Below are 18560 nucleotides of genomic sequence, written 5' to 3'. Positions count from 1 at the left end.
ACGTCCTCCGGCTTGGTTGAAATCTCGATGTCACCTGTCGAGCTCGCGCTCGAGCGCTTTCGGATTGGCCGCGAGACGTTGCCGTATCTCTTCGGCGACATCTCCGACATACATCTCCTCGAGCCCGCCTCTCAGCCCCGATACGATCGCCTGCGCGATGGCGCGCGGCGCGACCTTCGGCGGCGGCACGGTCTGGAACCATTCGGTGTCGACAGGCCCGGTGAACAGATTCATCACCTTGACGCCGCCGGGCCTGAGCTCGGCACGAAGGCAGTGCGAGAGCGACAGGCACGCCGCTTGCGAGGCCGAGTAGGCGCCAAAGGCAGGCCAGTTCGCCAGCGCATAGACCGAGAGAATGTTGACCCACGCGGCGCTGTTATTGATGCCATCGGCTCCCCGCATCCGCATGCCGGGGCCAAAGGCCTGCGCGAGGTTGATGAAGCCGAGATAGGCCTGGTCGATCTCGTCCCGTGCGATGCTCGTGCCCCTGCGGTCGAGCAGGCCGCCCGGCCGCACATATTCCGTCGTGTTGACGAGGATATCGACCTTGCCGCCGATGTCGGCGGCGAGATCAGCTGCGGATTTCTCGTCGGCCGCATCAAGGGTCACGATTTCGACCCCGTCCTGACCGCGCAGCAGATTCTCGCCGGCGAAAGGCCGCCATGGTTCGGCAACACCGACAAAGACCGTCTTGGCGCCTGCCGCCTTCAATGCGGCGACGGCTTCCTGGCCGATCACGCTGCGGCCGTTGGTCACGAGCACGCGCCGGAATTTCGGATCGGCCGTCATTTCCCGCCACTGCTTGTCGTCTGCCATGTTGGGAGTCTCCCCCTCGGGATGGGCAAAAGCCACCGCCTGGCCGCTCTTGTCGAGTTGAAACGACATGCGGACGGGCGCGCCCTCCGCGGCGTCGGCATGGAGATGTGCGACGATCGTCGGACCGCAGTCCATCTTGACGAGGCCGATGCGCCAGGGCGCCCGTTCACGGAAATAGACGTCGCTCGGCACGCGTGCCGTCGTTTCCGCGAGAAGGACGCCTCGTCGTGGCGCATCGGCGAACGCGAGGTTGGCCGACAGGCAAGACGGACAAGCCTCCCGCGCGGGATAGGCGAAGGCACCGCAGGCATCACACTGCTGCAGCATGAAGCGGCCTTCGGCGGCTGCCCGCGTGAACCCATGCGACGTCCTGCTGCGCGGTCGCGGTGGCGAAGCAGGCAGCCGCGTCCGCAGCAGCGGGTTCTTGCGCCGGGGCGGCTTGATCGGCTCTATCATCGCGACGGCCCTGCAAAGATCGCGGCGCCCGAGGCGAGACCGCGGTCGTAATTGATCATACCGAACCCCGAGGCCAAGGCGAGGTTCGCATTCCTGACCTGGGTGGAGCCTGCAGTCCCCAGAACCTGCCGCAGCCCTTCGACGAGGCCGAGATAGGCGCCGGCCGCGCCGGCCTGCCCGGCCGAGAGTTGTCCGCCCGAGGTGTTGTGCGGAAAGTCGCCATCGATGGTGAGATCGTGCTGGCGCACGAACTCGGCCCCCTCCCCCTTCTTGCAGAAGCCGAGATCCTCGAACTGCATCATCGTGATGACGGGATAGTCGTCATAGGTCTGGACGACATCGAGATCATCAGGCTTCACGCCGGCCATCGCATAGAGTTCGCCGATGTCCATCGCCCAGCCGCCGCGCACCTGCATCGGATCGTCGGCGAAGGCATTGTGCCGCTCGATCGTCGACAGCAGTCGCGCCGCAGGCAGCCCCAGCGATGCCGCGGTATCTTCGCGCATGACGAGGAACGCTTCCGCGCCGGCGCAGGGCATCACGCAGTCGAACAGGTGGATCGGATCGGAGATCGGCCGGGCCGCGAGATACTGTTCGAGCGTCAACGGTGCCTTCATCAATGCGTGCGGGTTGCGCAGCGCATTGGCGCGCTGGGCGACCGCGATCCTGCCGACATCCTCCCGCGTGACGCCGAAGGTGCGCATATAGTTGCGCGCGATCAGCGCGAAGCTCGCATTGGCGCCGCCCGCGCCATAGGGATAGACGGCATCCTGGTTGAAGCGCGAGAAATTCTCGAGCGTCAGCCGGAAGGAATCGACGTGGTTGGTGTCACCCGCCACGCACGCCACGATGTCGGCGTCATGAGCCTGAACCGCACGCGCCGCCTTTCGCAATCCTGCGACGGCGCTGGCGCCGCCGAGCGGGATCGTATCCAGCCATCGCACGCAAAGCCCGAAATGCTGCGTCAATCCGATCCCGCTGTCAGTCCCCATGGTGAAGCTGGAGACGCACAGACCGTCGATGTCGGAGGCTTTGATGCCGGCCTGCGCGACGAGCGCGCTGAGCGCACGGCCGATCCACCACTGCGCGCTTTCGATGGAGTAGCGCACATAGGGAATCGTGACGGGCGCCGCAATCACGACGCCGTCGTACGGTGTGCGTAAGGAATTGGTCACCGAGCGCCCGCCTCGTTCATCCGCCTCAGACCACCGTCAGTTTCACGGCAATATTGCCGCGGGTTGCGTTCGAATAGGGGCAACGCTCGTGCGCGCCGGCGACGACCTCTTCGGCCACAGATTTCTCGACACCCGGCAGGTTGACTTTCAGTTCAACGGCGAGCGCATATCCGACGGGGACCGGCCCCATTGCAACCTTCGCGGTCACCGAGGGCTCGGCGGATGGCGCGACCTTGCGGGTCCGCGCGACCAGCTTGACCGCACCGAGAAAGCACGCGGCATAGCCGGCCGCAAAGAGCTGCTCGGGATTGGTGCCCTCGCCGCCGGGGCCGCCCAGCGATTTCGGCACGGACAGCAAGACCGACAGCCGCTCGTCAGTGCTGGCGGCCTTGCCATCCCGACCTCCGGTCGCCGTCACCTCGGTCTCGTACAGGATCTTTTCGGGAGTCATCATGGCTGGTTCTCCAAGGCTGGTTCACCGGGACTGGCGGCTGTTGCGGGCGAGAAGTGCGCGAAAATCGTCGCGCGCCTGTGCGCTGGCCCGCTTGAAGCTCGGCCCGCGGCTGGGCTCGGTGCCATTGAGCTTCCGGAGTTGCACCCACATCTCCGCACTCTTCAGGGCCACGGCCGCGCAGTTGACCACGGGCGCGTGGCCGACCTTCAGGCCATGCTCCCTGCCGATCAGGAGGCCCGGCAGCACACCGGCGGGGATCACGACGTCGGCGCCGCGCTCGACCAGCGGACGTGCGCAGGCGACAAAATCCTCGATCATGCGGGCTTGCGCGGCCTGATCTCCGGCGAACGCATCGGCGAAATCCGCCGGCTTGCAGCCAAGGCCCGTCACGTGGACCACGCGATCACCGAGACCATAGCGCTCGGCCTGCTCGTAATGCCAGACCTCGAAGACAGGATCGAGCGTCACAAGGCCTAATCGCCGGCCGAGCTGCGAGGCCGCCAGCAACGTCGCCTCGCCGGTCCCGATCACGGGAATGTCGAGCGTCGAGCGCAGCTCGTAGAGACCCGGATCCTGGAAGTGCCCCATGACGAAGGCGTCGAACCCGCCCTCCTCGGCCGCGATGCCGTTGTCGATCGCCTGGACGGCACAGCGCAATTCCGCAAGCCGCCCGAACTCGCGGTCCGGCGGCGTAATGCCCTCGACATGAACTGTCGTGCCGGATGCGGCGATGTTGTTGAGGTACTCCGACAGCCGCGCCATGTAGGGCGCGTTCACGCTCGCATCAACGAAGCTCTGCCAGAAGATGCGCATCGTCCTTCTCCTCAAGCGGTGATCGGAGGATCGGTCGTCGGCTGCCGATGAATATATTTCAATCATAAACTAATTCACGCGTCAAATGCACGCCGCGGCGCCGGCGACGGCCACCGCCACGGCAAGGCAGGCACGGCCTTTTCGTCCAATCGAATGGCAAAGAAGCGCCGCGCTCTGGCGAAATTGTATGCAACGACATTTTTTTCTGACAGCACCGTGACACGTGTTGACGGCCCCACCGATAATACTTTAGGCTTTAAGTAATTCCTCGCCGGTCAGGGACCGGTGGCCATGACAATGATGTTGCAGGGCACCGATTTTGAGAGACTCGATCGTGTGGACAGTCGCCGTGCTCGAACAGCCGGCAGCAGCAGCACCGCCGGTCGCGCATCGCGGCAGGGCCAACGACCTTTCATTGCTTCAGAAAAGGCCCGCCCGCATTCGCCGATGGGCTCGTTGTTCGAACGGCAACCAGGGCCATGGCTGCTGACGCCCGCCCGAGCAAACTCTCTTCGGCCGCGCCCGGGATTTGGCGCTGCAGCAATGCTTTCAATCGGTTCGTTCGTCGTTCGGGCTCCCCGCGTGGCGGCATCAAGGCATTCCTATCCAGCATCAACGGAGGAGAACGCAAATGCGCAAGACTCTGAGCCTACTTGCACTTGTCGCCGGAATCTTCGCAGCCCCGGCTGCGCAGGCCGACATCACGATCGGCTTCGTCACCTCGCTCAGCGGCAACGGCTCGTCGATCGGAATCCCCTATGGGCGGGGCATCAACGCCGCCTATGAATACAAGAAGACCATCAACGGCGAGACCATTCGCCTGATCCAGCTCGACGACGGCTCCGACCCGTCGGCCGCGACCCGCAATGCGCGCAAGCTGGTTGAGGAAGAGAAAGTCGACCTCCTGATCGGCACCGCGACGGCCCCCTCGACCATCGCCATGGCGGCAGTGGCGAGCGAGCTGAAGGTGCCGATGATCGCGGTCTCGCCGATCGCCAAGTTGCCTGATACGCCGGAGCAGTGGGTGGTGTCGGTGCCGCAGCCGGCTTCCCTCCTCGTCAAGATCGTCGCCGACCGCATGAAGCGCGACGGCATGAAGAACATCGGCTATATCGGCTTCTCCGACGCGTGGGGCGACCTCGTCTACAACGGCGCCAAGGCCGCCGAAGCCGCCGGCGACATCAAGATCCAGACCAACGAGCGCTATGCCCGCACCGACACCTCGGTCACCGCGCAAACCCTGAAGGTGCTTGCGGCGCGGCCGGACGCCGTGCTGGACGGCGGCTCGGGCACCCAGGGCGCGCTGCCTCTGCTCAGCCTCGCCGAACGCGGCTTCAAGGGAAACACCTACGGTACCGTCGCGCTGGTCAATCCGGACTTCGTCAACGTCGGCGGCAAGGCGGCCGACGGCATTCAGGTCTCCGCGGGTCCCGTGATCGTCGCCGAGCAGCTTCCCGACGAGCACTTTGCCAAGAAGATCGCGCTGGATTTCCGCAGCGTCTACCAGAAGACCCATAACATCCCGACCACGGACGGCTTCTCCGCCTACTCCTTCGACGCCTGGCTGATCTTCGCCAACGCCGCCGAGCGCGCGCTCAAGACCGCCAAGCCCGGAACGGCGGAATTCCGCGCTGCGTTGCGGGACGCGATCCTCAGCACCAAGGAGCTGCCGGGCGTGCATGCCGTCTACAACTTCAAGCCCGGTGCGGTGACCGGCGTCGACGAACGCGCGCTCGTCGTGGTGCGGCTGACCGGCGGTGCCTGGAAGTACGCGCCGTAGTCGGAAGGCGGCAGACAGTCAGAACGGGGGAACGACGTCTCAATGACGAGTGACATCGCAGCCATTCTTGCGATCGACGGGATCGCCACCGGCGCAGTCTATGCGCTGGTGGCGATCGGGACCGTCCTCATCTTCACGGTGACCAGGGTCATCTTCATTCCCTTCGGCGACATCGCCGCGTTCACCGCGCTGACGCTGGCGGCCCTCGATGCGAAGCGCTTTCCGGGCACGGGGGCGCTGGTGGTCATCCTGGCCTGCCTTGCGACCCTGATCGAGATCATCTCGCTGGTACGCTCCGGCGAGACCCGGCTGCTGCCGCGCGCGCTCTTCTTCTACCTCGTGCTTCCGGTGGCCGTGGTTGGCCTCGCCTGGCTGACGATGCGCGCCGATCCTCCGCTCGCCGTCAGGCTCGTGCTTGCCTTGATGCTGATCACGCCGATCGCTCCGCTGCTGGATCGGATCGTCTTCCGCCCCATCGCGGACGGAACGGTGTTGTTGCTCCTGACGGTCTCGGTCGCGCTGCATTTCGCGCTGGTGGGCCTGGGGCTGCTGTTCTTCGGACCTGAAGGCGTCAGGACCGAACCGCTGACGTCGTTGTCGGCCGAGTTCGCCGGCGTGCTGGTCTCGGGCCAGACCATGCTGATCGTGATCGCAGCCCTCGTCTTCAGTGGCCTGCTCTTTCTCTTCTTCGACTTCACGCTGGTCGGAAAATCGCTGCGTGCCACCGCCGTGAACCGGACCGGCTCCCGCCTGATGGGAATACGGCCCGCCCGCGCCGGCACGATCGCCTATCTGCTGGGCTCGCTGATGGCCGGCGTATCGGGCATCCTGATCGCACCGGTCAACACCGTGTTCTACGATTCCGGCTTCCTGATCGGCCTCAAGGCCTTCGTCGGCGCCATCGTCGGCGGCATGACCAGCTATCCCGGCGCGGCGATCGGCGCCGTCGGCGTCGGTATTCTCGAAAGCTTCGCATCCTTCGAGAGCAGCGCGCTGAAGGACGTCATCGTGTTCTCGCTTCTGATCCCGATCCTGATCTGGCGATCGCTCGCCTCGCTGCATTCCGAGGAGGAGATCGAGGAATGACGCGCTTCCAAATTCAGCTTGCGGCAATGGCGGCGCTGGTGTGTCTGGCGGTAGCCCCCTTCGTGCTCAGTCCGTTCAGCATCACGCTGATGAACTACATCGGCATCTATTCGCTGGTCGCCATTGGCCTTGCCCTGCTCACCGGTGTCGGCGGCATCGTGTCGTTCGGACAGGCGGCGTTCGTCGGAGTCGCGGCCTATGCAACGGCCTGGGTCTCCGCGCTGAACGGGTACTCCCCGTGGCTCGGCCTCCTGTTCGGCGTGGCGCTGACCTGCTCGGTGGCGTCCATCCTCGGCGTCGTCACCTTGCGGCTTCAGGGCCATTTCCTCTCGCTCTCGACCGTCGCATGGGGCCTCGCGATCGGCTTCCTGTTCGGCAATGTCGAGGGGCTCGGCCGCTTCAATGGCATCTCGTCGATCCCGCCGATCAGCATCGGATCGATCGCGCTGGTCTCGAGCGCGCAGATCTATTTCCTGATCTGGGGCATCGTCGCCGCCGTCCTGCTGCTCGGATATAATTTGCTGGACTCCCGGCTCGGCCGCGCCATGCGCGCGCTCCGCGGCGGCAACACGCTGGTCGAGAGCCTCGGCATCAACGCCTTCCAGATCAAGCTCGTGACCTTCGTGATCGCGGCCTTCCTGGCTTCGCTCTCAGGGTGGCTCTACGCCCATATGAGCCGGTTCATCAGCCCCGGCCCGTTCGATGCCGGCATGGGCATCGAATATCTGATGATGTCGATGGTCGGCGGCGCCGGCAGCCTTCTCGGCGGCGTCGTCGGTGCCGCCGTCGTCACCTTGCTCAAGAACAGCGTGCAGGACTATCTGCCGCTGATCGCCAAGGGCGCCTCCGGTCAGCTCGAGATCGTCGCCTTCTCCGCATTGTTCATCCTGTTCCTGCAATGGGCGCGGCAGGGCATCGTGCCGTTCGTTGCGCGCTTTCTGCCGAAGGTCCGGCGCGATCGGCCGCTGCCGGCGCCGCCCCTGCCCCGCCGCGCGCAGCCGACCCCGGGCGAACTGCTTCTGAAGGTCGATGGCGCCGAGCGGCGGTTCGGCGGCCTCGTCGCCGTCAACAATGTCAGCTTCGAGGTGCGGTCCGGCGAGATCCTTGCCGTCATCGGCCCGAACGGCGCCGGCAAGAGCACGATGTTCAACTGCCTGACCGGCGCGCTCCGGGTCAACAAGGGCGAGATCGTCTTTGCGGGACGCCCCATCACGCGCGACGCGCAATCGCGCATCGCCAAGGCCGGGATCGCGCGGACCTTCCAGCATGTGAAGCTGCGGCCGCGCATGAGCCTGCTCGAAAACGTGATGCTCGGCACCTACGCCCGCACCAGCACCGGCCTGTTCGCCAGCGCCTTCCGCCTCAACCAGCGCGAGGAGGCCAGCGCGCGGCACGAGGCCCTGATGCAGCTCGAGCGCGTCGGGCTCGGCGAAAAACCGTTCGAGCTCGCGGGCAATCTGCCGCTCGGCAATCAGCGCATCCTGGAGATCGCCCGTGCGCTCGCCGCGGACCCGGCGCTGCTGGTGCTGGACGAGCCGGCGGCCGGCCTTCGCCGCCAGGAGAAGCTGCGGCTTGCGGAGCTGCTCAGGTCACTGCGGTCGGACCACCTGACCATCCTGATCGTCGAGCACGACATGGAGTTCGTGATGTCGTTGGTCGACCGCATCGTGGTGCTCGATTTCGGCTCAAAGCTCTGCGAAGGCGCTCCAGCAGCGATCCGCAGCGACGAGCGTGTTCAAGAGGCCTATCTTGGAGGCGTCGCGTGAGCGAGATGTTTTCGATGACCGACGTGACCGTCTGCTACGACAATGTCGAAGCGGTCCGCAACGTCTCGCTGTCGGTCGAGGAAGGGCAGATCGTCACCGTCATCGGCCCGAACGGCGCCGGCAAGACCACGCTGCTGATGGCCGCCATCGGGCTGCTCGCATCGCGCGGCCGCCTGGTGTTTCAGGGCAACGATATCGGGAGGATGTCCGTCGAGGACCGCGTCGAGCGCCGGCTGTGCCTCGTCCCGGAAAAGCGCGAGCTGTTCTCCGACATGTCGGTCGCCGACAATCTCCTGCTCGGCTCCTACAGCCTGCGCGACCGCTCGGGCGTCCAGAAGACGCTGGACGAGGTCTATGATCGCTTCCCCCGGCTGAAGGAGCGGCAGCGCCAGGCGGCAGGCACCCTCTCCGGCGGCGAGCGCCAGATGCTCGCGCTCGGCCGTGCACTGATGGCCAAGCCGAAGCTTCTCATGCTGGACGAGCCCAGCCTCGGCCTTGCGCCGCTGATCGTGCGCGAGATCTTCCGCACCATCGCGTCGCTGCGCGACCTCGGCGTGTCGATCCTGCTGGTCGAGCAGAACGCGCGCGCCGCGCTGGAGACGGCCGACTACGGCTACGTTCTCGAAACCGGCGAGGTGGTGCAGTCAGGCCCCGCCAAGGATCTCATCCACGACCCCCGGCTGATCACGGCCTATCTCGGCGGACACTAGGGCCGGCTCTTGCAGGCCGCACAACAAAAAGTCGAAAAACAACCCCATGCACAGTAGCCGGGGACAGCGATATCAATGGCTTGATGGCCCGGTGCAGGGACTGCTGTTCTTTCGAAATCGTTTGACCCGTCGGGCAAGACAGGGGCATGATGCCATCATCCCGGCGGTGGCGCGCGATGCGCCACATTGAATGATTTCACTTCCCACGTACTTGCGAGACGACGGCCCGCTTCGGGAGTAGCAAGCCGAGTTCGCGTGCCTTCTTTCTTACTGAAGTGACATGGCGATCAAGCTCCCGGGCTATGTCTCCGGCGCAGGTTTTCTGACGCGCAAGAGCCGTCAATCGCTGCGCGTCGTGCCTAGACCATTCGCGCGGTTTTGAAAACTTCACGGACCCTCATTCGTCTGAAGCGATGGAAGGTGCGGCGACCTCCCCATCCGAGATGGGCGATATGAAATCTCTGTGCAGGCAAGTTGGTCTTCGGGCGCCATCGAACAGCACGGTGAGGCCCGTGGTACGACGGCTCACGTCAATGACGATGCCGCTCCGGTCAGCAAGCTCCGGGCATCGAGCAGCACCAAGCTTGCTCATCCTGAAACGCATACCGACAGCAATTCTGTCGACGTTCTGGTAAATCATTACCGATATCCGGTAAGTAAAAAGTCACAGGTAAAAAAGCAAAAGCTCGAATTAACACAAAACTATACCAGATCGACCATCCGTGCAACCGGCGGACGAAATTGACCGCGAACTCTCGCAAGCAGGCGCGACTTGGCGGCAGCCCAAATCCCGAGCATCCGCTGTTGGACTCTTTCCGGAAGTGCCGCGATGTCGACGTGGGTCCGAAATGTGCGCCAGAACGGATGACCGCCTGTGCGCATCCCAACGTGCCGAGGTCGTTAGCCAAGCGCCTGTCGGGCAGTCCCGACGCAATTCCGTGTAACAAGCTACGCCCGCCAAGGAACAAGTGCCTCCTGTAACAGTTGCCAGCGACGGAACCCGGAGTTGACCTTTGATTTAGACACCACCCGAAATTCGAGTGTCACAGCGGTGCATTTGAACCGATACAGGTGTTCAACGCGAAATCATTGCGAGACTCAAGATCAGCGAAGGATATGCCATTGCGCGTCTTCATCCTCGCGTTATCAGTCTTGGGAATTTTCTTGGGAGTTCTCCTCGGTGCAAATGCTGCCGCAGCCGGTCCGAGCACGACCGACCGCGAACTGATCGCATCCATCGATCCGGCGATCGTTGCCGGTGAGGCAACTCAGGAAACCGAAGATCAGATCGGCCTCAACAAGGGAAAGCGTCGCGACGTGCAGCGCCGGCTGACCGGTCTCGGTTTCGACACCAAGGTCAACGGACGGTTCGACGTGTCGACCCGCGCCGTCATCACGCGCTGGCAGGCGGCACGCGGCTATCCCAGGACTGGCTTCCTGAACCCGCTGCAACATCAGGCGCTACTGACCGAGTCCGCCTCGGCGGCGCATGCCAGCTTCAGCGGCAGCGATAAATCCGATGACGACCGTTCGGCCCGCCGTCGCGCGGGTGCGGACCATCAGCACAGTGGGGGCGGTCCCGGTGGACTGATCGGCGGCGTGCTGGGAGGACTGTTCGGACGCAGGTGACGCCCTGCCCGCTTGACGTCCACATCCCTGACCGATTCACAGGGAGAGGGCCTGTCACTCGTCACTCGTCCTTCGTCGCCTTGATCAAATTGTCGCGGAGCGTGACGACGCTTTTCTGCAGCCGCGCGAAATCATCCTGCTTGAGCCCGCTCGACTTCACGAGATTCATGTGCATGCCCTTCTCGCGCAGGCGTCGGCCGGCGTCGGTGAGGCTGACGCGCACCTGCCGCTCGTCGGCGGGATCGCGCTCGCGGCGCAAATAGCCCATCGCCTCGAGCTTTTTTAGTATCGGCGTCAGGGTGTTGGATTCCAGGAACATCCTGTCGCCGAGTTCACTCACGGTCTGGTCATCTTGCTCCCACAGCGCCACGATGGCGATCCATTGCGGGTAGGTCAGGCCGAGCTCCTCGAGGCCCTGCCGGTAGGCCCGCCCGTAGGCGAGGTTGGCCGAATAGATCGCGAAGCACAGGAAATCAGCGAGGCTCCGGTCGCCCGCGGCCGGTTCCTGGTTCTGATTGTCTATTGAATTATCTCTGGAATCGGCTCTGAGACCGTTCGTAAGGCTCATTGTGGACGCCCTTTCAGACACGGACATGTGAAGTCTCGCATGCATATATATCGCATCCGATTAAATCGAAAGGGTTGACATCAGAGCCTGGCGGCACTTTATGACTCGCACCCGATTATATCGTATACGCGCCAACTCAGGAGAGAACCATGCCAGTCACAAATGCAAACAAGACCACCAGAGCACCAACGATCGACATGAAGCTCGAAGTCGTCGTGATCCCCGTTTCCGACGTCGATCGTGCCAAGGAGTTCTATGCAAACCTCGGATGGAGGCTCGATGCCGATTTCGCGGGGCCTGATGATTACCGCGTGATCCAGTTCACGCCGCCCGGCTCCCCCTCCTCGGTCATTTTCGGCAAGAACGTCACCGCGGCGGCACCCGGCTCCGCCCAGGGCCTGTACCTGGTCGTCTCCGACATCGAAGCTGCGCGAAACGATCTGCGCGATCGCGGCGTCGAGGTCAGCGAGGTCTTCCACGCCGGAGGCGACGTGCACACCGGCCCGGACGAACCCTATCTGTTCGGGCGACGTCGGATTGGTGGTGCGGAGCCCGCGCACCGCAGCTATCGTTCGTACGTTTCGTTCCACGATCCCGACGGCAACGGCTGGCTGTTCCAGGAGGTGACCACGCGATTGCCGGGACGCGTCGAGGCAGCAGACACGACATTCACCTCCTCGACCGAGCTTGCGAGCGCGCTCCGGCGTGCGTCCGCGGCACACGGCGAGCACGAGAAGCGGAACGGCGGTCAGTACGATGCGAACTGGCCGGACTGGTACGCCGACTACATCGCCCGTGAGCAGGCCGGCCAGCCGCTCCCGGTCTGAGCCGCGGCTGCGACGTCACCCAACCGAAAGAGTGAGGGAGAGTCCCAATGCGTGCGCAATCAGTTTCTGAAGTCATCAACCCGGACCGGCGCCAGCTCTTGCGTTCCGCCGCGGTGGGAATGGCCGCGGCGGCCGCCGCGAGCCTTTTCCCCGCGCACCCGGCGCCGGCGGCCACAGCTGACGAAATCCGCCCCTTCCGGATCGACGTTCCAGAAGAGGCGCTGATCGATCTGCGCAGACGCATCAACGCGACGAGGTGGCCGGAGCAGGAAACAGTCGCCGACGAATCGCAGGGCGTGCAGCTTGCGATCCTCCGGGACCTCGCGCGCTATTGGGCGACGGACTACGACTGGCGAAAGATCGAGGTAAAGCTGAACGCCCTGCCGCAGTTCATCACAGAGATCGACGGGCTGGACATTCATTTCATTCACGTTCGTTCGAAGCACGAAGATGCGCTGCCGCTCATCGTTACGCATGGATGGCCAGGCTCGATCATCGAGCAATTGAAGATCATCGATCCCCTCACCAATCCCACGGCGTACGGCGCGAGCGCATCGGACGCCTTCCATGTCGTGATCCCGTCAGTTCCCGGTTACGGGTTTTCGGGCAAGCCAACCACCAGCGGCTGGGGCCCTGCCCGCGTCGCGCGCGCCTGGGTCGCGCTGATGAAGCGCCTTGGCTACGCACGCTTTGTCGCGCAGGGCGGCGACATCGGCGCCCTCATTTCCAATGCGATGGCTGAGCAGGCGCCGCCGGAACTGCTGGGCATCCACACCAACTTCCCCGGCACGATTCCGCCGGAGATCACCAAGGCGCTGCAGAGCGGTGAGGCACCCTCCGGTCTCTCGGCCGACGAGCAACACGCCTTCGACCAGGTGAAGGATTTCCGCGCCAAGCATTTTGCCTACGCCGCCATGATGGCGACCCGGCCGCAGACACTCTACGGATTGGCGGATTCGCCGGTCGGCCTGGCCGCGTGGATTCTCGATCACGGCGACGGTGACGCGCAGCCGGCGGCGGCGATCACTTCGGCCGTGCTCGGACGCACCGTCAACGGGCATCCAGCCGGCGCCGTGACCCGCGACGACGTCCTCGACGATATCACGCTCTACTGGCTGACGAACACCGCGATCTCGGCGGCCCGCTTCTACTGGGAAAACAAGGGAATGAGCGCGCTGAACGCGGTCAACATCTCGATTCCCACCGCCGTGAGCGTCTTTCCCGGCGAAATCTACCAGGCTCCGCGCAGTTGGACCGAGCGGGCCTACCACAAGCTCATCCACTACAACAAGGTCGACAAAGGCGGGCACTTTGCGGCCTGGGAACAGCCGCAGCTTTTCACGCAAGAGGTTCGCGCAGGCTTCCGGCCGCTGCGCAAATAGATCTGAACATTCTGCCCAAACCAAGAGAGCACGAAATGATCTCCATCGAGCAGAATTCATCACCAAGGAACAAAACATGAGTCAGCGTCTCGACTACAATCAGATTGCACCGGCAGGCGTGAAAGCGCTGGGCGGTGTCCGTGGCTACGTCATGCAGAGCGGCCTTTCCCCTACGCTGGTCGAGCTGGTCTACCTGCGAATTTCCCAGATTAACAATTGCGCGTACTGCCTCGATACGCACACCCGTGACCTGCTCAAGAAGGGAGTGAAGATCGAAAAGATCGCGCTGGTGCAGGCGTGGAAGGAAGCCGGCGCCCTCTTCGACGAGCGTGAACGCGCCGCCCTTGCGTGGGCCGAAACGGTGACGCGCGTCGCGGATACCGGCGTGCCGGATGAAGCCTATCAGGACGCCCGCGCCGTGTTCGACGAGCGAGAACTCGTGGACCTCACGATCGCGATTGGCCTGATGAACGCCTACAATCGCATGGCGATCAGCTTTCGGAACACGCCACAGGCAGCACTCGGGACGTAAGCCCCAGGAGGCGCCGGGAAGTTCTCTGCCGAGCTTCTTTCAGACTCCAGATCAACTTGGCCTGCACGCTGATCGGATAACGGGACGAAAGGACGCTGATCATGTCATACCGGATCAACAACACAACAATCGATTTCTTCGAGATCAACGAAGACATCACGCTCAGAAGAGTGGTTCTGCGTAACCCGAGACCGAAGGGGACCGTTCTCTTTCTGCACGGCTTTCCGGAGACCCTGTCCGCCTGGAAGGACATTGCCGAGGCCCTCGCCGACGACTACGAAGTCCACGCTTTCGATTGGCCGGGTTACGGTCTTTCATCGAGGCCAATGGTCGACAGGTTCTCCTATGCGCCGAAGGACTACGCGCATGTTCTGGATCAGTACATCGTGAAAGCAGGCATCGACACGTCGAGGCTCACGATTTACGCAACGGACATCGGGGCCCTACCGGCACTCCTGCTGGCGGTGGAAAAACCCGATATCGCAAGGACAATCATCGTTGGCGACTTCGCCCCGTTCAACAGGCCGCAGTTCATGTCCGAGAAGCTGCAAAATCTGAAGGCGGGGCCTGCCATGGAGCAGGTCCGCGCCAACATGAACAGCAACCGCGACGAGATCCTGGAAAACATCTTCACAAGAGGCTTGCCCAAGGAAGCGCAGTTCGAAGTTTCGCAGCAGTTTAGGGACGACATGTCCCGCGGATGGAGCCACGGCGCGATGACGACCGTAGACGCGTTCTCCCACTACTACTCGCACTTCACGCGAGACCAAGATCACTTCGAATCGCAACTAGCCCGGCTCAAAACCCCGGTGAAGGTGGTTTGGGGCGAGAAGGACCTCTACATCAAGAAGGAGATGGGAATAGAGCTCGCCGCAAGGATCGACGCCGAGTTGGCGCTTCTTCCCGGCATCGGGCACTACCCTCACCTCCAGGACCCGAAGCGCACCGTCGACGAGATTCGCGCCTCGCTACGCGGCACGTCAACTTGATCTCATCGTGCTCTCGGATCTCGCGGGGGCCGCACGGCCCGCGTCAGCATCGGAAAATGCTTGTTGCCGCCCGAGAAAGGCGGGAATTTCACGAAGTCCGCGCGCATGCGCTTGATCACGTCGGAGCCGAGCGCGTGCGCGAGGGCTTGCGGGCTGTCGAACACCAGCTTGTTGCGCTGCATGTGCTCGACCCGCTGCGACGGCAGCCGGTCGACCCAATCGATGCGGGTGTAGATCTCGATCTGGCGGACATCAGGGAAGGTCCGCATGATCGCCGGGTGGTGCTCCAGATAATGCAGGTTCCAGGCGTTCATGTCCTCGGCCGGGCCGGGATAGTGCACGAGGTAACTGCACGGAGTTGTCGTTCCTGCCGGATGTTCGGCGACATCGACGGGGAATGACCGCGTCACCATCACCTGATGCGTGACGTACAATCCGGCGAGGCCTGACAATCCGGCACCTGTCGCCAAGCTGGCCAAGACGCCGCCGCGATCCATCGCCGCTTCGCATATGAGCAGGTCGGGAAAGCGCAGTTGAAGCGCAAGCACAGGGCCCGAGCCATCGGCTTTGTAGGGATGATCGACCGACTGTTGCAGCGGCGTGAACAGCAGGCCCTCGGTCATCCCAGGGATCGATCCGACCAGCTCAGCGACGGCGACAACCTCGTCGGAACGAATCCACCGTTCACCAGAAGGATCGGAGAACGTCATGAAGAGCGAGATCATGCCGGCGTTGCCTCAGCGCCCTCGCCCTCGCTCACGTGCGCCATGAGCGCGGCGCGAATGTCATCGGGCCATGGGATCGCATGGTGATCCAGCAGCGAGGTCGCGGCAACGACCTGGCGGGCGCGCCAGCGCATGCCATTCGCGCCCGAGACGACATGTTCCAGATGGAGCGACGATCCGCCGACCCGGGCGATGCGCAATCCGAACGTCAGGCGATCGCCGAACATCGACGGCCGGGAAAAGTCGCAAGTCAGATGCACCGTGGGCGTCCCGATCTTCCGGACCGTGATCAATTCCGGCCAGGGAAAACCGATCTCCGCCCAAAACTCTTCGACGACTCCGTTGAGGATGTTCAGATAGGACGGAAAGTACGCGATGCCCGAGGGATCGCAATCGCCGAACCTCAGCTCGCGATCGAACGAAAACGTCGTCATCAGATCGCGACAACGGGGTGCCTGATGACACCGACGCCGTCGACCCCCGCTTCCACCACGTCGCCCGGCCACAGCCATTCCTGCGGGCTCATGCCGGCCCCGACGCCTTCGGGCGTTCCGGTCGCGATGATGTCGCCCGGCTCGAGCGTCATGCCCGACGAAATGTCCGATATCAGCACCGGGATGTCGAAGATCATGTATTTGGTGTTGGAGTCCTGCTTCATGACCCCGTTCTTGGTCAGCCAGAGCCGCAGGTCATGCGGATCGGGAATTTCGTCCGCGGTGACGATGCACGGGCCGAACGGTGCATAGGTGTCCATGCCCTTGGAAAAGATCCACTGGCCGGCGCGGCGATTGTCGCGCGCGGAGATGTCGATCATCACCGAATAGCCGAAGACGTGCTCCATCGCTTTCTCGGTCGCGATGCGCGTCGCGGTCTTGCCGATGATGACGGCGAGCTCGACCTCCCAGTCGAGCTGCTGCGTCATCTTCGCGTTGTGCTGGATCGCCGCGCCCGGGCCGATCACGGAAGTCGGCGGCTTGGAGAAGACGACCGGCTGCTTCGGCAGGTCCTTGTCGGTATCCAGGCTCTTGGCGGATTCCGCCACGTGCGCGCGATAGTTCAGCCCGATGCCGAAGATGTTCTTTCGCGGACGCGGGATCGGCGCCTGCAGCTTCACATCCTCGACCGGAACGGCGGAGCCGGCCGGCAGGCGTCCATTGGTATTGTCCATGCATTCCCTGAGCGCCGGCAGCAGTGTCACGCTGTTGTCGATGAGCGACAGCATGTCGCTCGGCCATGCAAAGCCTTGCGACGCACCGAGGTGCTCGACGTCCACGACCAATCCGTCAACGAGGACCCCGAGACGGGCACCGCTGGAGCCCAAAGTGTAGGTAACAAGGCGCATGAAGCTTTATCCGGCTCTTTCGGTTGAATTCTGCGAGGGTACGTCAGACAGCCACTGGCTGGTGGCCGGCATTGTCGCCATAGGCCTCTTCACGATAGAAGCCGAGACCTTCGATGACAGGCAGGTCGTTGAAGCAGAACAGGCAGGCGTCTTCGCTCTCCGACGCATTGCCGTGCTCGTGCCAGGCCCAGGAGGGAACGCAGAAGATGTCGCGCTCCTCCCACGCGAAACGCTTGCCGCCGATGATCGAATAGCCTCGGCCCTTGGCGACCTGGTAGATGAAGCTGCCGGTGTGCCGATGCGACTTCGTCTTCTCGCCCGGCCGGAGCAGTTGCATGCTCGCGCCGATCGTCTGCATCACGTGCCCGCCGGTGATCGGATTGACGTAGTTCATGAGAATGCCGTCATAGGGCGAGCCGTCGGTCGCGGCGGCGTATTTCCGCAAGGACTCGTAGGTCGGCTCCCATTCGTATTTGAACATGGGGGAATAGCCCTTCGACCATTTCGAATCCGCCGGCCGCAGACCGGGATTGCCCCAGGTCTTGGTCATATCGTCCACGGGATAGCCGGAGTCTTCCTGCTGCACCTTGGGATGGACCGCGAAAAAGTTCGCCTCCAGCGCATTGACGAGCGGGATGTCCAGGCCATCCTGCCAGATGCAGACCGAGCCGTTGCCGTCGACCCCATGCTCGTGCCAGGTGCCATTCGGCGTCAGCACGAAATCCCGCGCCCCCAACGTCATCTTGTGGCCGTCGACGATGGTGTAGGCGCCCGCCCCTTCCATGATGAAGCGCAGGGCAGAGGCCGAGTGCGCGTGGGCCGATGCGACCTCGCCGGGGTGCATCACCTGCAATCCCGAATAGAGCCAGCCGACCGCGGCCGAGACGTCGCGGCGGCCGGGATTGTTGAGGTAGATCACCCGCCGTCCCGCCTTCTCCGGCGAGACCAGCTCCACCGAACGCAGCACGTGCTCGCGCAGATCGCTATAGCGCCAGAGCACGGGAACGGAGGCCGATTGCGGGGCCCACGGCTCGATCTTGTTGGCGACCGTCCACAGCGCACCGGCTTCGTACTTTTCGAGATCCTTGTAATAGGCCTTGAGCTCGGGGGTGTCCTCGACATTGGCCCGGCCGATGGTGTTTTCGCGCATCCTATCCTCCAAGTCCTGTCTCGTGGCGTCGTCAGTGCGACGCGTCCCGAGCTTTCATTCCGGTTTGCGCGCGGGCCAAGCGGCGCCAGCGGACGCCGATTGACCCGCAGATCGACGATGTCGTGCATTCGCTGCGGCTTCACGGACCGGTGAAGCCGCCTCGTCCGCTGTCGCGCCGGCGTTGAGATAGACGGGTGAAGCCTGGACGGCGGCAGCTCTAAAGCGAGGCAGCTTCAGCATCGGCCCTACCCTGTCGCTGGCTCATGACCGCCTTGCCGGAGAGAAGATCCGCAAGCGTGATAGCATGGCGCGGCGTTGACTTACTTCACATGTAAACGTATGCTATCGCATATTTCTGGA

General features: G+C 63.6%; 19 protein-coding genes. 9 read left to right on the top strand and 10 right to left on the bottom strand.

Going from position 1 to position 18560, the window contains the following annotated elements:
• Window positions 1–30 precede the first annotated feature (30 nt).
• From AAFG50_RS15985 to AAFG50_RS15970, 4 genes are all read right to left on the bottom strand, one after another.
• Window positions 31–1143 carry an SDR family NAD(P)-dependent oxidoreductase gene (locus AAFG50_RS15985; protein ID WP_334229971.1) on the bottom strand — a complete coding sequence of 371 codons (1113 nt, stop codon included), beginning with the start codon at window positions 1141–1143 and terminating at the stop codon, window positions 31–33.
• 125 nt (window positions 1144–1268) lie between these two features.
• The gene (locus AAFG50_RS15980) at window positions 1269–2447 is read right to left on the bottom strand and encodes a thiolase family protein (RefSeq protein ID WP_028171996.1); all 1179 of its coding nucleotides are present in this window, start codon (window positions 2445–2447) and stop codon (window positions 1269–1271) included.
• 25 nt (window positions 2448–2472) lie between these two features.
• Window positions 2473–2901 carry an organic hydroperoxide resistance protein gene (locus AAFG50_RS15975; protein WP_028171997.1) on the bottom strand — a complete coding sequence of 143 codons (429 nt, stop codon included), beginning with the start codon at window positions 2899–2901 and terminating at the stop codon, window positions 2473–2475.
• 21 nt (window positions 2902–2922) lie between these two features.
• Window positions 2923–3714, bottom strand: coding sequence for an aspartate/glutamate racemase family protein (locus AAFG50_RS15970; RefSeq protein ID WP_039184173.1), 792 nt, complete (start codon window positions 3712–3714; stop codon window positions 2923–2925).
• A 631-nt stretch (window positions 3715–4345) separates the two neighbouring features.
• On the opposite strand from AAFG50_RS15970, the gene AAFG50_RS15965 reads away from it, so the two are divergent.
• Genes AAFG50_RS15965 through AAFG50_RS15950 form a run of 4 tightly spaced genes read left to right on the top strand, consistent with a single transcriptional unit; the run spans window position 4346 to window position 9056 of the window.
• Window positions 4346–5494, top strand: a complete 1149-nt coding sequence (locus AAFG50_RS15965) for an ABC transporter substrate-binding protein (RefSeq protein ID WP_028171999.1) — start codon at window positions 4346–4348, stop codon at window positions 5492–5494.
• A gap of 42 nt (window positions 5495–5536) precedes the next feature.
• The gene (locus tag AAFG50_RS15960) at window positions 5537–6580 is read left to right on the top strand and encodes a branched-chain amino acid ABC transporter permease (RefSeq protein WP_028172000.1); all 1044 of its coding nucleotides are present in this window, start codon (window positions 5537–5539) and stop codon (window positions 6578–6580) included.
• Window positions 6577–8346, top strand: a complete 1770-nt coding sequence (locus AAFG50_RS15955; RefSeq protein ID WP_011086208.1) for a branched-chain amino acid ABC transporter ATP-binding protein/permease — start codon at window positions 6577–6579, stop codon at window positions 8344–8346. The genes AAFG50_RS15960 and AAFG50_RS15955 overlap by 4 nt, the downstream gene beginning before the upstream one ends.
• Window positions 8343–9056, top strand: a complete 714-nt coding sequence (locus AAFG50_RS15950; RefSeq protein WP_011086207.1) for an ABC transporter ATP-binding protein — start codon at window positions 8343–8345, stop codon at window positions 9054–9056. Before AAFG50_RS15955 ends, AAFG50_RS15950 begins: the two co-directional genes overlap by 4 nt.
• A 397-nt stretch (window positions 9057–9453) precedes the next feature.
• On the opposite strand, the gene AAFG50_RS15945 is transcribed toward AAFG50_RS15950, so the two are convergent.
• The gene (locus AAFG50_RS15945) at window positions 9454–9696 is read right to left on the bottom strand and encodes a hypothetical protein (protein ID WP_028172001.1); all 243 of its coding nucleotides are present in this window, start codon (window positions 9694–9696) and stop codon (window positions 9454–9456) included.
• 482 nt (window positions 9697–10178) lie between these two features.
• Between AAFG50_RS15945 and AAFG50_RS15940 the strand changes: the two genes are divergently transcribed.
• A complete protein-coding gene (locus tag AAFG50_RS15940) occupies window positions 10179–10685 on the top strand; it encodes a peptidoglycan-binding domain-containing protein (RefSeq protein WP_028172002.1) in 507 nt (168 codons plus the stop codon).
• Between the two features lie 61 nt (window positions 10686–10746).
• Here the strand turns inward: AAFG50_RS15940 and AAFG50_RS15935 are convergent, their stop codons facing one another.
• Entirely contained in the window at window positions 10747–11253 is a 507-nt protein-coding gene (locus AAFG50_RS15935) for a MarR family transcriptional regulator (RefSeq protein WP_231166677.1), read from the bottom strand.
• 149 nt (window positions 11254–11402) lie between these two features.
• Between AAFG50_RS15935 and AAFG50_RS15930 the strand changes: the two genes are divergently transcribed.
• From AAFG50_RS15930 to AAFG50_RS15915, 4 genes are all read left to right on the top strand, one after another.
• Complete coding sequence (locus AAFG50_RS15930) at window positions 11403–12080, top strand: VOC family protein (RefSeq protein WP_028172004.1); 678 nt, start codon at window positions 11403–11405, stop codon at window positions 12078–12080.
• Window positions 12081–12127: 47 nt separating this feature from the next.
• Window positions 12128–13462, top strand: coding sequence for an epoxide hydrolase family protein (locus AAFG50_RS15925; protein ID WP_011086202.1), 1335 nt, complete (start codon window positions 12128–12130; stop codon window positions 13460–13462).
• Window positions 13463–13538: 76 nt separating this feature from the next.
• A complete protein-coding gene (locus AAFG50_RS15920) occupies window positions 13539–13994 on the top strand; it encodes a carboxymuconolactone decarboxylase family protein (RefSeq protein WP_011086201.1) in 456 nt (151 codons plus the stop codon).
• 101 nt (window positions 13995–14095) lie between these two features.
• Window positions 14096–14983, top strand: a complete 888-nt coding sequence (locus AAFG50_RS15915) for an alpha/beta hydrolase (protein WP_028172006.1) — start codon at window positions 14096–14098, stop codon at window positions 14981–14983.
• Between the two features lie 2 nt (window positions 14984–14985).
• On the opposite strand, the gene AAFG50_RS15910 is transcribed toward AAFG50_RS15915, so the two are convergent.
• Genes AAFG50_RS15910 through AAFG50_RS15895 form a run of 4 tightly spaced genes read right to left on the bottom strand, consistent with a single transcriptional unit; the run spans window position 14986 to window position 18200 of the window.
• On the bottom strand, window positions 14986–15708 hold the full coding sequence (locus tag AAFG50_RS15910; RefSeq protein WP_028172007.1) for a hypothetical protein: 723 nt from the start codon (window positions 15706–15708) through the stop codon (window positions 14986–14988).
• Complete coding sequence (locus AAFG50_RS15905) at window positions 15705–16142, bottom strand: thioesterase family protein (protein ID WP_011086198.1); 438 nt, start codon at window positions 16140–16142, stop codon at window positions 15705–15707. The genes AAFG50_RS15910 and AAFG50_RS15905 overlap by 4 nt, the downstream gene beginning before the upstream one ends.
• Window positions 16142–17050 carry a fumarylacetoacetate hydrolase family protein gene (locus AAFG50_RS15900; RefSeq protein WP_028172008.1) on the bottom strand — a complete coding sequence of 303 codons (909 nt, stop codon included), beginning with the start codon at window positions 17048–17050 and terminating at the stop codon, window positions 16142–16144. The genes AAFG50_RS15905 and AAFG50_RS15900 overlap by 1 nt, the downstream gene beginning before the upstream one ends.
• Before the next feature lie 43 nt (window positions 17051–17093).
• Window positions 17094–18200, bottom strand: coding sequence for a cupin domain-containing protein (locus AAFG50_RS15895; RefSeq protein WP_028172009.1), 1107 nt, complete (start codon window positions 18198–18200; stop codon window positions 17094–17096).
• Window positions 18201–18560 lie beyond the last annotated feature (360 nt).

Origin of the sequence: Bradyrhizobium sp. B039 (assembly GCF_038965675.1) — a bacterium.
Classification (GTDB): Bacteria; Pseudomonadota; Alphaproteobacteria; order Rhizobiales; family Xanthobacteraceae; genus Bradyrhizobium; species Bradyrhizobium diazoefficiens.
This window is presented reverse-complemented; position numbering and strand designations above follow the sequence as displayed.